This window comes from Methylobacterium sp. Leaf99 (assembly GCF_001422375.1).
GTDB lineage: Bacteria > Pseudomonadota > Alphaproteobacteria > Rhizobiales > Beijerinckiaceae > Methylobacterium.
On record NZ_LMMU01000007.1, the window covers coordinates 223,682 to 237,389 of the forward strand.

The 13,708-nt window shown below is 72.3% G+C and carries 14 protein-coding genes; 5 read left to right on the forward strand and 9 right to left on the reverse strand.

Features of this window, described 5'->3' with window-relative positions; translation table 11 throughout:
- The first annotated feature begins 16 nt into the window (after nucleotides 1-16).
- Entirely contained in the window at nucleotides 17-913 is an 897-nt protein-coding gene (locus ASF28_RS12115) for an alpha/beta fold hydrolase (RefSeq protein WP_056092606.1), read from the forward strand.
- Nucleotides 914-934: 21 nt separating this feature from the next.
- On the opposite strand, the gene ASF28_RS12120 is transcribed toward ASF28_RS12115, so the two are convergent.
- The 7 genes from ASF28_RS12120 to ASF28_RS12150 all read right to left on the reverse strand — a co-directional run bounded on the left by ASF28_RS12120 (nucleotide 935) and on the right by ASF28_RS12150 (nucleotide 9,989).
- Nucleotides 935-2,329, reverse strand: a complete 1,395-nt coding sequence (locus ASF28_RS12120) for an HD-GYP domain-containing protein (RefSeq protein ID WP_056092609.1) — start codon at nucleotides 2,327-2,329, stop codon at nucleotides 935-937.
- Nucleotides 2,330-2,450: 121 nt separating this feature from the next.
- Nucleotides 2,451-4,532 carry a hypothetical protein gene (locus tag ASF28_RS12125; protein ID WP_056092612.1) on the reverse strand — a complete coding sequence of 694 codons (2,082 nt, stop codon included), beginning with the start codon at nucleotides 4,530-4,532 and terminating at the stop codon, nucleotides 2,451-2,453.
- A 25-nt stretch (nucleotides 4,533-4,557) separates the two neighbouring features.
- A complete protein-coding gene (locus ASF28_RS12130; protein ID WP_056092616.1) occupies nucleotides 4,558-4,887 on the reverse strand; it encodes a type II toxin-antitoxin system HicB family antitoxin in 330 nt (109 codons plus the stop codon).
- Nucleotides 4,884-5,144 (reverse strand): type II toxin-antitoxin system HicA family toxin, encoded by a 261-nt coding sequence (locus ASF28_RS12135; RefSeq protein ID WP_056092619.1) that lies wholly within the window; start codon nucleotides 5,142-5,144, stop codon nucleotides 4,884-4,886. Before ASF28_RS12135 ends, ASF28_RS12130 begins: the two co-directional genes overlap by 4 nt.
- Before the next feature lie 67 nt (nucleotides 5,145-5,211).
- Complete coding sequence (locus ASF28_RS12140; protein WP_056092622.1) at nucleotides 5,212-8,034, reverse strand: DUF4159 domain-containing protein; 2,823 nt, start codon at nucleotides 8,032-8,034, stop codon at nucleotides 5,212-5,214.
- 11 nt (nucleotides 8,035-8,045) lie between these two features.
- Nucleotides 8,046-8,960, reverse strand: coding sequence for a DUF58 domain-containing protein (locus tag ASF28_RS12145; protein WP_056094113.1), 915 nt, complete (start codon nucleotides 8,958-8,960; stop codon nucleotides 8,046-8,048).
- Nucleotides 8,961-8,984: 24 nt separating this feature from the next.
- Nucleotides 8,985-9,989 carry an AAA family ATPase gene (locus ASF28_RS12150; protein WP_056092624.1) on the reverse strand — a complete coding sequence of 335 codons (1,005 nt, stop codon included), beginning with the start codon at nucleotides 9,987-9,989 and terminating at the stop codon, nucleotides 8,985-8,987.
- 250 nt (nucleotides 9,990-10,239) lie between these two features.
- Here ASF28_RS12150 and ASF28_RS12155 point away from each other — a divergent pair, with 250 nt between their 5' ends.
- From ASF28_RS12155 to ASF28_RS12170, 4 genes are read left to right on the forward strand one after another with little or no spacing between them, the layout of a single operon-like run.
- Nucleotides 10,240-10,809 (forward strand): DUF1285 domain-containing protein, encoded by a 570-nt coding sequence (locus tag ASF28_RS12155; RefSeq protein WP_056092628.1) that lies wholly within the window; start codon nucleotides 10,240-10,242, stop codon nucleotides 10,807-10,809.
- Complete coding sequence (locus ASF28_RS12160; RefSeq protein ID WP_056092631.1) at nucleotides 10,806-11,438, forward strand: CoA pyrophosphatase; 633 nt, start codon at nucleotides 10,806-10,808, stop codon at nucleotides 11,436-11,438. Before ASF28_RS12155 ends, ASF28_RS12160 begins: the two co-directional genes overlap by 4 nt.
- 36 nt (nucleotides 11,439-11,474) lie before the next feature.
- Nucleotides 11,475-11,732, forward strand: a complete 258-nt coding sequence (locus ASF28_RS12165; protein ID WP_056092635.1) for a DUF6111 family protein — start codon at nucleotides 11,475-11,477, stop codon at nucleotides 11,730-11,732.
- A complete protein-coding gene (locus tag ASF28_RS12170) occupies nucleotides 11,729-12,961 on the forward strand; it encodes a CCA tRNA nucleotidyltransferase (protein ID WP_056092638.1) in 1,233 nt (410 codons plus the stop codon). Before ASF28_RS12165 ends, ASF28_RS12170 begins: the two co-directional genes overlap by 4 nt.
- 17 nt (nucleotides 12,962-12,978) lie before the next feature.
- Here the strand turns inward: ASF28_RS12170 and atpC are convergent, their stop codons facing one another.
- Both atpC and ASF28_RS12180 read right to left on the reverse strand, forming a co-directional pair.
- A complete protein-coding gene (gene atpC / locus ASF28_RS12175) occupies nucleotides 12,979-13,380 on the reverse strand; it encodes an ATP synthase F1 subunit epsilon (RefSeq protein ID WP_056092641.1) in 402 nt (133 codons plus the stop codon).
- 77 nt (nucleotides 13,381-13,457) lie between these two features.
- Nucleotides 13,458-13,706: a hypothetical protein gene (locus ASF28_RS12180; RefSeq protein WP_056092644.1), complete on the reverse strand. Its 249-nt coding sequence runs from the start codon at nucleotides 13,704-13,706 to the stop codon at nucleotides 13,458-13,460.
- Nucleotides 13,707-13,708: the final 2 nt, after the last annotated feature.

The window sequence follows — 13,708 nt, forward strand, 5'->3', positions numbered from 1 at the left end:
CGCGCGGGAGCGAACGATGACGGACAGCCCCTCGACGATCCGCCACGAGACCGTGCGCGCCAACGGCATCGACCTCCACGTCGCGCGCGCGGGACAGGGCCAGCCCCTCGTGCTCCTGCACGGCTGGCCGGAATTCTGGTTGACCTGGGAGCCGGTCATGACCCGGCTGGCCGACCGCTTCGACCTCATCGTCCCGGATCTGCGGGGCTTCGGCGCCAGCGAGAAGCCCGATCCCGGCCCCTCGGACAAGGCCGGCGCTGACGTCCACGCCGCCGACATTCTGGGACTTCTCGACGTCCTCGGGATCGAACGCGCCGGACTCGTCGGCCACGATGTCGGCGCCTATGTCGGCCAGTCCCTGGGCCGCCGCGCCCCCGAGCGCCTCACCGGCCTGTTCTTCTTCGATTGCCCCTATCCGGGCATCGGCCCGCGCCTGGCGGCACCCGAGATGCTCGCCGAGATCTGGTACCAGTCGTTTCACGTGAAGCCGTTCGCCGCCGCCCTCGTCGGCACCTCGCGCGAAGCCTGCCGGCTCCATATCGGCCACTTCCTGCGGCACTGGGCCGGCGGCAACCCGGCCGCCTTCGACGACGTGCTCGACGCCTTCACGGACAATTTCATGGCCCCGGGCAACCTCCAGGGCGGCTTCAACTGGTACGTCAGCGCGCAAGGTGGCCGCCTCGCCATGATCGAAGGCAAGGCCCCGCCCCAGGCCCCCATCGCCGTGCCGACCTGCATCCGCTGGGGCACCGCCGACCCGCTGTTCCCCTACGCCTGGACCGACCGCCTTGGCGAGACGTTTTCGGACCTCGACCTCGCGCCCCTGGAGGGCGTCGGGCACTTCCCGCATCGGGAGGCCCCGGACCGGGCGGCGGCGGAGATCGCGCGGTTCTTCGCCGGCCGGGGGGCGTGAGGTCGGCCCCCGGCGGGGCGGTCAGGCCGCGTCCCGGAGCGCGTCGAGCTTCGACAGCGCCCGTTCCAGGGCCGCGAAGCACCGCGGGTCGAACGACGTCCCGACCTCGGCCCGCATGATCCCGAGGGCCTTCGGGATCGGCATCGCCGCCCGGTAGGGGCGGTTGGCCGTGAGGGCGTCGAACACGTCCGAGACCGAGACGATGCGGGTCTCCATGCAGATGGCCTCACCCGCGAGGCCCCGGGGATAGCCCTTGCCGTCGAGGCGCTCGTGGTGCCCGCCGCCGATGCGCGCCATGTCCCGGAAGGCGATGACCCGGCCGAGGATGTTCTCGGAGAGGGCCGCGTGGTTGCGCATCGCCACCCATTCGGCGTCGTCGAGCTTGCCGTTCTTGTCGAGGATGGCGTTGGAGACCCCGAGCTTGCCGATGTCGTGCAGGAGGGCGGCGCGCTTGAGCCAGCGACGGCGCTCGCAATCGAAGCCGAGTTCCTCCGCGATGAGGTCGGCATAGACCGCGACGCGCTCGGAATGGCCGGAGGTGAACGGGCTCTTCGAGTCGATGATCTGCGCGAAGGCCCGGGCGATGTCGTCGAGGTAGTCGGCATCGACCACGATCTGGCGCCGGGCCGGCTCGAGGGCGAACACCGCGTCCTCGACATCGTCCGACGCCAGGACCGTCCAGAACGCCTCCGATCCGGCGACGCGCTCGAAGGCCGCCACCACCTGCGGATCGAACCACGTGCCCGTGCGCGAGCGGATCTCCGCCATGGCCGCGTCGCGGCCGGCCGAGCGGTGGAACACGTCCACGATCTGCGCCAGCAGGGCGATGCGGGCATAGAGCGGGATCGCCGGGCCTTCGAGCTTGTTCGGCTTGCCCTGCCCGTTCCAGTGCTCGTCCAAGGCCAGGATGCCGCCGCAGACGGCCTCGGGAAACCGCATCTGCCGGGCGATCTCGGCGCCGCGCTGGCAGCGGGTCTCGATGAGTTCCTGGGCGATCTCGCCGCCGTTCTGCAGGATGTTGAGGATGGCGCGGAAGCGGTCGGCCAGTCCCGCGTTGAGGCCCGTATGCGAGAACACGAAGCCGAGCACCTGGGGCAGGCGGTCGCTCACGGTCTTGTAGTCGTGCTTGAACGTGAGATCGTCGGCCAGATAGAGCTGGCAGATCCGGGCGGCGTTGGACGAGCAGCCGAGGTCCTTCAGCAGGATCGCGTAGTACAGCTCCCAGAGCTGCAGATCGGGCAGCCCCATGGTCCGGCCGACATGGACGCCGATCCAGCAGGCGCGCACGCAATGGCCCACGGGCTGACCCTCCGTGAGGTCAAGGGCGTGGCTCAGGGCGCCCAGAAGCTCCGAAAGCCGCATGCTGTCCGCTTCGACCTGGGAGGGCGCGGCGGTGTCGACGAGGGTCAGGGGCATGGGCTCGGTTCGGTCCGGGGCACGCGGGGCGATCGTATACCGTATGCAATCCTCGCCCTTCGCGGACCTTAAACGCACCGCCCGTCGACGGAACGTGGTTTCCCGTCCCTGACCGCCGGCGTCACGCCGTCCGGCCGCGCCGGCCCTCCACCAGCCACATGGCCAGCACCGCGGCTGCCAGCGCCGCCAGGGCCCACAGGCCGAGGGCGAGGGGATAGACCGCGACGCCGCGGATGTTGGCGCTGTCGCTCGGGCGGAAGCCGATCCAGTCGGCGCCGCTCGCCCGCCCGCCGCGCACGGCCTGGAGGCGCGGCACCACCGTGCCGCCGGCCTCGGCGACGCGGCGGATCGAGCCGCCCGTGGCCTCGGCCAGGGCCTTGAGGCGCTCGGTGTCGCTGAACACGTCGGCGAGTTCGCGCGGGTTCGGCGGGCCGACGCTGACGAAGGCGACGAGGCCGCCCGAGCGCAGGGTGTGCAGCCCGAGCTGGTCCGCCTCGAAGGTCGCCGAGAACAGGCCGGGCTCGGCCTGCGCCAGGGTCAGTGTGCGCTCTGTGCCCGTGGGGCCCGTGACGGTGACGGGCTCGACGGTGTCGGCCATGGTCTGGCGCTCGACGCGGACCTCGCGCCCGCGCCCGGTGGTCTGCGCCCGCAGGGCCTCCTCCTCCAGGGCCGGCTCCTTCATGAGCCAGTGGCCGAGGCGGCGCAGGAGGTCGAGGTACGGACCGCCCTCCTGGTAGCCCCGCGCCCACAGCCAGGCATGATCCGACAGCAGCAGGGCGACGCGGCCCTTGTCCTCGCGCGACAGGGCCAGGAGCGGCAGGGCGTTCGGACCCTGCAGGATCGGCTGGATGCCGGGCTTCACCTGGGCCGAGACGATGCGCAGCCAGTCGCCCCAGGCCGGGGGCGACGCCTCCGAGCCCGGCAGCGCCCGGGTGACGGGATGGCGGGTGCCGATGCCCGTGAGCCCGGCCTTGTAGGGCTGCTCGACGACGCGGCCGTTGGGCTCGCCCGGCAGGATCGCCGACAGCCGGGTGCGCGACAGGCTCGCCTGGCCCGCGAATTCCGGTCCCGCCGCCACGAGGAGCGCCCCGCCCTCGCGGACGTAGCGGACGATGTTGTCAAAATAGGCCTGCGGCAGCACGCTCTGATTGGCGTAGCGGTCGAAGATGATCAGGTCGAAATCCTTGATCTTCTGGACGAACAGCTCCCGCGTCGGAAAGGCGATGAGCGACAGCTCCGAGATCGGCGTGCCGTCTTGCTTCTCCGGCGGCCGGAGAATCGTGAAGTGCACGAGGTCGACGTTGGCGTCGGATTTGAGCAGGTTGCGCCAGGTGCGCTCGCCCTGGTGCGGCTCGCCCGAGACCAGCAGCACCCGGAGTTTTTCGCGGATGCCCTCGATGGGCAGCACGGCGCGATTGTTCACGACGGTGAGTTCGCCGGGCAGCGGCTCGACCTCGATCTCGACGACGTTGGGGCCGCCGTGCTCGATCCGCATGGTCAGGGAGAACGGCCGTCCCGTCGGGAAGGTGCGCCGTCCCACTTCCTCGCCGTCCCGGCGCACGGTGACGACGGCGTTGCCGGTGCCGCCGCGCTCCATCACCTCGGCGCGGACCGTGAGATCGCGCCCGACGATGCCGAAGCGCGGCGCCTCGATGAGCCTGATCTGGCGGTCGCGCTCATCCGGATGGCCGGTGACGAGGACGTGGAGCGGCCCCTTGATGCCGAGGGCTGCCGCGGAGGCCGGGATGTCGTGCACCACGCCGTCGGTGAGCATCACCACCCCGGCCAGCCGCTCGGGCGGCACGTCGGCGAGCGCCTGCGACAGGGCGGTGAACAGCTTGGTGCCGTCGTCGCTGTCCTTGGCGTCGGGCACGTCGACGAAGCGCGGTTCGATCCCCGTGAGCGCACCGAAGCGGCGCTGGAGCTCGGCCCGCACGGCATCGGTCATGGCCGGCCGGTCCCCGAGGCCCTGCGAGCCCGAACGGTCCACCACCACGGCGACGATGTCCTTCACCGGCTCGCGATCCTCCCGGACCAGGGCCGGGTTGGCGATGGCGAGGAGCACCAGGGCCAGCGCCAGGGCGCGCAGGAGGGCCGTCCCGCCCCGCGCCAGGAGCGCCAGCACGGCGAAGACCGCCACGAGGATTCCGAAGCCGACGAGCACCGGCCACGGCACGAGGGGGGTGAAGCTGAGGCTCAGCATCGGCGTGTGGCCTCCCGAGCCATGGTCATGCGGTCGCCCGCTCCAGGGTGCGGGCCACCCACTTGTTCAGGCTGATCCCGGCACGCTTGGCGGCCGAGACGACGGCCCGGTGAAGAACCGGCTCGACGCGGACGACGAACTGCCCCGAATAGGGCTTCTCCGGCTCCTCGCCGCGCTCGGCGCAGAAGGCGAGGTAATCGTCGATGCTGTCGGACAAGGCCTGCTTCAACTCATCGACGGATCGCCCCTGGAAGGTGATCACGTCGCGTAAGTTGATCACTTCGCCATGAAACAGATCGGCCTCCTCGTCGTATTCGACGAGGGCCTCGTAACCCTTGCAACGCATCATCGTCATGGCGTCATCTCCGCCTCGGTGAGGAAGCGCCTCACGGATTTCACCGCACCCCTGTCAGTTTCCTTCTGCGGATGCGGTCGATGGAAGACCGCCCGCACACCATTCAGGGCGACCCGCACGCGGGAGCCCCGGCCTTCCTCGATCTGCGCGCCGGAGGCCCTCAGCATGGCTTCGATGTCCGACCAGGCGATGCCGGCCCGAACCGGCTCGGCGAAGATCGCTTCGAGGGTCGCGCGATGCCTGCCGCTCAAGTTCATATAGTATCGCTTTTCGATATCACAAATCGGGGCGATTGCCTCCCCCGGCGTGGTCGCACCCGCCGCCTCACTGACCCAACCGCTCCAGCAGGGCCGGCACGTGGACCTGATCCGCCTTGTAGTTGCCGGTGAGGGTGTAGATCACGAAGTTGACCCCCCCGCGAAACGCCATCTCGCGCTGGCGCTCCTCGCCGCCGACGACGGGGTAGAGCGGCTCGCCGCGCTTGCCCACGGCCCAGGCGGCGGCGAGATCGTTGCCCGTGATGACGATGGGCGACACCCCGTCCCCGGCCCGCGCCGGGCGACGCTCGGTGCCCTCCGCGGCCGGGGGCAGTGCCTCGACCCAGGTCTGACCGGTGGCGTAGCGGCCGGGGAACGTGTCCACGAGGTAGAACGCCTTGGTCAGCACGTGGTCGGCCGGGATCGGCTCGAGCTCGGGAACCTCGAGGGTGGAGAGCATGGTGCGGAGATACAGGGCTTCCGGCGTCGGCGGCCCGCCGGGGCGTGCGGTGAGCGCATCGCGGGTGTCGAACAGGACGGTGCCGCCGTTGCGCATGAATGCGTCGATGCGCCGGATCGCAACGGCGCTTGGCTGGGGCCTGCCGGCGACGATGGGCCAGTAGATCAGCGGATAGAACGCGAGCTCGTCCTTGGCCGGGTCGATGCCGATGGGGTCGCCCGGCTCCAGGGCTGTCCGGTTGGCGAGCACCTGCGTCAGGCCGGCGAGGCCGGCGCGGCTCGCCGTGTCCGCCGCCTCGTCGCCGGTGACGACGAAGACCAGACGCGTGGCGAGGGCCGAGTCGATGCCGTTCGGCCGTCCGGCCGCCTGGGGTTGGCTCTGGGCTTGGGCTTGGGCCCGCGCCGGCATGAGGTTCGGTGCCGCGAGGCAGAGGATGACGGCGGCGGCCGTGGCGGCGCGGCCGCCGACGCGGCGAAGGAAGCCGCCGAGCCAGAGGCCCGCGAGGGTGTCGAGCAGAAGGAGCATGAGGGCCAGGGTGAAGAGCGTGGCGCGGAGATCGAGGGTCTCGGCGCCGGCGAGCGACCCCGTGCGGGCGGCGGCCAGGGGGGCGAAGTCGAGGGGCTTGAGGCGGTCGGCCGCCGTCAGGGCGTTGACGGCGACGCCGCCATCGGCGGGACCGTAGAAGCCGGGCGGATGCTCGAACGAGCCGCGTTCGGCGTAATCCCCCGGGACGGCGGTGGCGCCGGCCGGCGGCGTGCCGAGGGCCCCGAACCCATCGAGGGTCAGGCGCGGGGCGAGCACGGCGGCGGGGGGACGGGCGACGTCGCCGGCCGGGGCCGCGCCGGTGCCGGCGAGCGCCACCACCCGGCGCAGCATGTCGATGAACAGGCCCGACAGGGGCAGGTTCGACCACGTGGTGTCGGCGGTGACGTGGAACAGAACCACGAGGCCTTGGCCCCGCTTCTGCGCCGTCACGATGGGCGTGCCGTCCTGCAGGGAGGCCCAGGTGCGGCCGGGCAGCTCGCCGTCTGGCTCGGCGAGGATCTGGCGCCGCACCCCGATATCGGCCGGGGAGACGAGGCCGGCGAACGGGCTCTCGGGGGCGAAGGCCGCCAGGGTCTTCGGGCTGTCCCAAGACAGGGTGCCGCCGAGGGTCCGGCCGCCCCGGCGCAGGCGCACGGGCACGAGGGGGTCGTTGCCGGCGGCGAGCCGCGGCCCGGCGAAGCGCAGGAGCAGGCCGCCCCCGTCCACGAAGGCTTCGACGCGCTCCAGGGTGGCGGCGTCGAGGGCCCCGACATCGGCCAGCACCAGGACGGAGACCTGCCCGTCGAGCATCTGCGCCACGGATTCGGCGACGCCCTTGACGCCGCGCGGCTCCTGCACGTCGGCGAAGGGCACCAGGGCGCGGGACAGGTAGTGGGTCGGGGCCAGGAGCGGCTGGGCCTGATCGCTGGTGCCGCCGAAGACGAGGCCGACGCGGCGGCGCTTGCCGCGCTCGTCCACGAGGGTCACGGCACCGGCCGAGCGCTCGCCGAGGATCTCCAGGCGGCTGATGCCGTTGCGCAGTTCCACCGGCAGGTCGAAGCCGATCTCGGCCTCCGTGGCACCGTCCGCGAAGGTGAAACCCTGCTCGGCGAGCGGCAGGCCCTTCTGATCGAGGGCGCGCACGGTTCCGGCGTCGCGGCCATTGGGCGATGCGCGCAGGGCGTGGGCGGTCAGCCGGCCGCCGGATTCGGCGGCAGACAGGGCGAGGGCCGGCGGACGGTCGGCCCTCAGAATGGTGAGACTGGTGCCGTGCTTGCGGACGAGGTCGGCGAGGCCCCCGGCGAAGGCGTCCTCGCCCGGCCCCGCGACGCCGTCGCTGATCCACAGGGCGGCCGCACCGGGGCTGCGGTCGAAGAACGCCGCGAGGGCGGGCAGATGCGCGCCGCGCGTCGCGAGATGCGGCCGGGGCGCGATGGCGCGCAGGCGTTCGAGCGCGTCGGCGGGCACGCGCACCTCGATGGGCGCGGCCGGTTCCGCCAGGGCCACCAGGGCCACGGGCCGCCCGTCGCGAGCGGCGGTCTCGACGGCGTCGTCGGCGACCCTCAGGCGCTTGCGCCAGTCGTGGGCGGCAGTGAATCCGTTGTCGATCAGCACCACGAGGGGCGTGCGGCCGGCCTCCCCGCCGAGGCCCGACGGATTCCAGACCGGGCCGGAGACGGCGAGGATCAGGAAGGCGGCGACGAGCAGGCGCAGGATCAGGAGCCAGGGCGGCGTGCGGGCCGGCGTCTCGCGCCTGGGCAGCAGGTCGGCCATGATCGCCAGGGGCGGAAAGTCGATGCGGCGCGGGCGCGGCGGCGTCACCCGCAGGAGGAACCACAGGGCCGGCAGGGCGATGAGCGCGGCGAGCGCCAGGGGCGCGGCGAAGGTCAGGGGCAATCCGAGCACGGTGTCGATCCTCAGCCGGTCCCGCGCGCGGCGGCGACGAGGGTGAGCAGGCGAAGGGCGGCTTCGCTGGCCGGTCGGTCGGTGCGGTGGATGGTCAGGGTCCAGCCCTGGGCGCGGGCGACCTCGGAGAGGCCGGCCCGGTGCTCGGCGATGCGCGCGCGGTAGGCCTCGCCCCAGGCCCCGGCATCGCCGATGGCGAGGCTCCGGCTCGTCTCGGGGTCGTGCAGGACGGCCTGGCCCGAGAACGGGAAGGTTTCCTCCACGGGATCGACGATCATCACGAGGTGACCGTGGGTGCCGTGCGCCGCGATGGTCTCCACGGCGGCGCGCACGTCGGCCAGCGGCGACAGGAAATCGCTGATCAGGATCGCTTCGTCGAAGCGGCCCGGCGTGGCGCGGGGCGGCGTGTCGCGGGTGAGGCCGGCCCGGTCGCCGACGAGGGCCTGGGCCAGGGTCTCGACGATGCGGCGCGAGGTGACGGCGCGGGTGAGGCCCAGGAGCCCCGTGCGCTCGCCGCCCTCCACCAGGGTGTCGGCGAGGGCGAAGGCCAGGACCAGGGCGCGCTCGACCTTGGGGGCCTGGGCGAGGTGCGAGGCGAAGCCCATGGAGGCGGAGCGGTCGATCCAGAACCAGATGTTGTGGGCCGCCTCCCATTCGCGCTCGCGCACATACAGCCGGTCGTCGCGGGCCGAGCGGCGCCAGTCGATGCGCGCGGCGGCCTCGCCGGCGACGAAGGGGCGGAACTGCCAGAAGCTCTCGCCCGGTCCGGCCCGGCGGCGGCCGTGCAGGCCGTGGGCCAGGGTGGTCGAGACGCGGCGCGCCTCGAGGATCAGGCGCGGCATCCGCTCGGCGAGGGAGAGGGCGCTCTCGGTCTCGCGCCGCCCCGGCGATCGGGCCTCGGCGGCGAGCACCCGCGTGGGGGCCATCCGCGTGGGGACCATGGCCATGGGCTAGAGCTTGGCCGCGAGCCCGGCGATGAGACCCGGAATGGTCTCGCCGTCGGCGCGCGCGGCGAAGCTCAGGGCCATGCGGTGCTTGAGGACGGGTTCGGCCAAAGCCTTCACGTCGGCGATGGAGGGCGCGACGCGGCCCTCGATGAGGGCGCGGGCACGCACCGCCAGGGTCAGGGCCTGGCTGGCGCGGGGGCCGGGTCCCCACAGGAGCTTGCCCTTGAGGGACGGGTCGCCGCCCTCGGGGCGGGCCGAGCGCACGAGGTCGAGGATCGCATCGACCACGGCATCGCCCACGGGCAAGCGGCGCACGAGGCGCTGGGCCGTGAGGAGCTGCTCCGTCGTCATCACCGCCTGGGGCTTGTGGTCGTCGACACCCGTGGTCTCGATGAGGATGCGGCGCTCGGCGGCCCGGTCGGGATAGCCGACGTCGATCTCCAGCAGGAACCGGTCGAGCTGGGCTTCCGGCAGCGGATAGGTGCCCTCCTGCTCGATGGGGTTCTGGGTCGCCAGGACGTGGAAGGGCCGGGGCAGGTCGTGGCGCTCGCCGGCGACGGAGACGAAATGCTCCTGCATCGCCTGCAGCAGGGCCGACTGGGTGCGCGGACTGGCGCGGTTGATCTCGTCGGCCATGAGGAGCTGGGTGAAGACCGGCCCCTTCACGAACCGGAACGAGCGGTGCCGGTTGGCGTCCTCGTCCAAGATTTCGGTGCCGAGGATGTCCGAGGGCATCAGGTCGGGGGTGAACTGGACCCGGCGGCCGTCGAGGCCGAGCACGGTGCCGAGGGTCTCCACCAGCTTGGTCTTGGCGAGGCCGGGTAGGCCGACGAGCAGGCCGTGGCCGCCGGAGAGGATGGTGATCAGCGAGAGATCGACCACCTGCTCCTGGCCGAAGATGACCTTGTGGACCGCCTCGCGTGCGCCGCCCACGGCCCCGAGACACGCCTCCGCCGTGGCGACGATGCCGTCGTCGAGGGTCGTGGCCGGCTGGGAGCCCTGCGTCATGCGGTGTCGGTCCTCGCGGTCCGCTTCGACGTCTTGAGGTCGATGGCGGGGAAATGGGATCGGCCGGAGGCCGGCCGTGAGCGACAAGTGTGGCGCCGTTTGCGCCACCCTGGCAAGGTCGGCGCGACGACGCAGGCGGCGCCTTGCGTTTGACAGTGCCTTTCCGGCCGCGAATCGGACGCAGGCGCCCATCGCGCCGATTGCGGTCGCGGGCGTTCCCAAGCCGTCCCCAAGCGCTATCTTGATGGGTATGACGCCGTCGCAATCCGATCCGACCATCGACCGCCTGAGCGCCGCCCTCGGTGACCTGCCCCGGCGCGGACCGCCGCCCGTCGAGCAGTGGAACCCACCCTATTGCGGGCCCATCGACATGCGCATCGCCGCCGACGGGACGTGGTTCCACGATGGCGCGCCGATCCGGCGCCCGGCGCTCGTCAAGCTGTTCGCCTCGATCCTGCGGCGCGAGCCCGATGGCCGCGTCGTGCTGGTGACGCCCGTGGAGAGCGTCGGGATCACCGTGGAGGACGCCGCCTTCGTCGCCGTCGAGATGGCGGTGGAGGGGGACGGCGACGGCCGCCGCATCGCGCTCCGCACCAACGTCGACGACCTCGTGGCGGTGGATTCCGATCACGCCCTGCGGTTCGAGGAGGACGAGGCCGGGGGCCTGCGCCCCTACGTCCACGTCCGGCGCGGCCTGTGGGCCCTGGTCACCCGGGCTCTGACCTACGACCTCGTCGCCCTGGCCGAAGAGCGCGACGGCTGGCTCGGCATCGCGGCCGGCGGCACGTTCCACCGGATCGCGCCCAGCGGCGTCGCATGAGCGATGCTGCCGTCGCCGATCTCGTCCGGCGCGCCGCCCGGTATCTCGATGCGGAACCGCCGGGGCCGGGCGACCCGACGGCCAACCCGCGCGGCGACCACGACCTCGACGGCATCGACGTGGTGCCGGAGGGGCCGCACCGGCACGCGGCGGTGCTGGTGCCGGTGGTGCCGCGGCCCGATGGGCTCGGCGTCGTGTTCACCGTCCGCTCGGCGCACCTGCGCGACCATTCCGGCCAAATCGCGTTTCCGGGCGGCAAGATCGACCCCACGGACGCCACGCCCGCCGACGCCGCCCTGCGCGAGGCCCACGAGGAGATCGGCCTCGCGGCCGGCGCGATCCGGACGCTGGGCTACCTCGATCCCTACCTCTCGGCCACGGGATTCCTGGTAACGCCAGTGCTCGGCCTCGTCGATCCGGACGCCACCCTGCGCCTCAACCCCGACGAGGTCGCCGAGACCTTCGAGGCACCCCTGTCCTACCTCTTCGACCCGGGCCGACGCCGGATCGAGAGTGCGATCTGGCGGGGACGCACCCGGCGCTACTATGTGATCGCCTACGGCGCCCATCGGATCTGGGGCGTGACGGCCGGCATCGTGAACAACCTGCACGAGCGCCTGTATCCCTGATCCGGCGCGCCGCGCGCCGGCCCGAATGAGAATGTCATGATCCGCAAGCTCGTCGAGGAAGTCCTGATCTTCCTCCTGCCGTTCCTGCTGTTCGCGGGGTATCTCGCCCTCAGCGGCCGGCATCCCCGGCACCATGCCCATTGGCAGGGCCAAGTCTTCCGCCTGACCCTGGCGGGAATCGTTCTGGTGATCCTGTCCCTCGTGGCGACGGGCCTGTTCGGCGAGCGCCATCGCGGCGGCTACGTGCCCCCGCACATGGAGAACGGCGTGGTGGTGCCGGGCCAGTTCCAGTGAGCGGGCACCGCCTCGATCCCGATGGACCGGGCCGTCTCCTCACGGCGCCCGGCCTCGCCCGGGTGCTGACGGCCCTGAGCGTCCCGGGCGAGCACACCCGCCTCGTCGGCGGCTGCGTCCGCGACGCGCTCCTCGGCCACCCGTCCAACGACATCGATCTCGCCACCACGCTCCTGCCCGAGGCCGTCATCGCCCGCGCCCGTGCCGCCGGCCTGCGCAGCATCCCCACGGGGATTGCGCACGGCACCGTCACGCTCATGGCCGAGGGGGCGACGTTCGAGGTCACCACCCTGCGGGAGGACATCGAGACCGACGGGCGCCACGCCGTGGTCCGCTTCGGCCGCGATTTCGGCCTCGACGCGGCGCGGCGGGATTTCACCATCAACGCCCTCTCGGTCGATGCGAACGGGGAACTGCACGACACGACGGGGGGCTTGGCGGACCTCGCGGCCGGCCGCGTCCGCTTCATCGGCGAGGCCGCGACCCGCATCCGCGAGGATGCCTTACGCATCCTGCGGTTCTTCCGGTTCCAGGCCCGCTACGGCGCCGGGGCGCCCGATCCCGAGGGGCTGGCGGCCTGCATCGGCGCGCGGGCTTCCCTCGATGGCCTGTCGCGCGAGCGGGTGCGGGCGGAATTCCTGAAGCTGCTCCTCGCCCCCGGTGCGGTGCCGGCGATGACGACCTTGAGCGAGACCGGGCTCCTCGGCCGCCTTGTCGGCGGAATCGGCGACCTGCGGCGGTTCGAACGGGTGGCGCGGCCGAATTGGGACGAGACCGCACGGTTGGCGGCCCTCGCGGTGTTCTCGGTGGACGACGCCGAGCGGCTGGCCCAGCGGCTGCGCCTGTCGAAGGCGGAGCAGAACGGGCTCGTGGCCTATGCCGGGGCGCTCGTCGCCGTGAAGGACAGGGCCGAGATCGACGGTTTCGGCGTCCGCAGCCTGACGGTGGTGCACGGAATCCGGGCGCTCGCGCTCGCTTTCGCCGCTCTGGACGGCGGCGACCGGGTGCATCTGACGGCGGAGGCCCGCGACCTGCTCGGGCGGATGGTGCGGGGCGACGTGCCCGTCCCGGTCTTCCCCCTCACCGGGGGCGACCTCATGGCCCTGGGCATCCCGGCCGGGCCGGAGATCGGGCGGCGGCTCGGCCGCGCCCGGGCGGTCTGGCTCGCCGGAGGCTGTCAGGCCGATGCGGGCACGCGCAGGATTCTGCTCGCCCGCGCCCTGGACTGAGCCTCGGAGCGCCGGTCTCAGAACGCGAGGGCGACCTTGGCGTCCTGAAGCTGGACGATCTGGCCGTTGAGCTCGTCCTTCTTGGCGAAATCCGTCGTCGCGTCGCGCTGGAGTTCGATGGCGGCGATGTCGCGATCGAGGGATTCCGGCGTGATCTCCTCGAACGGGTTGGCCCGCTCGGCGATGACCGTGACGGAGGTGGGGCCGATATCGGCGAAGCCGCCGCGCACCAGCACGCGCTTGCCGGTGTGACCCGCCTCGTTGATGACGATGACGCCGACCTTGAGGGCGGTCAGGACGGGGGCGTGCCCCGGCAGGACGGTCATCTCGCCCTCGACGCCGGGCAGCTGAACGGCCTCGATGGGGCCGGAATACACCGTCCGCTCGGGACCGACGAAATCGAACTGGAAGGTGGCCATGACGTCGCGAATCCCGGTTCGGGGTGTCTGTCGTTGAGGGACGGCGCGCGGCCCGGGGCCGTGCGCCGTGGAACGGTTCAGGCCCGGCCGCGACCGGCGACGAAGCCGGCGCCGAGGCCGAGAGCCGCGCCGATGACGGCGAAGATGCCGATATGCTGCATCTGGCCGGTGGTCAGGGAGCCGCCGCCCGTACCGGCCGGCTTGTCCCCCTGAACCTCGAGGCTGAAGTCACCGATCTTGATCTCGGCGGCCTGGGGCCGGGTCAGGTACCCGACGAGGCCGCCGACCACGAGGCCGACGAGGAGAAGTCCGATCCTGGTGTTCAAGA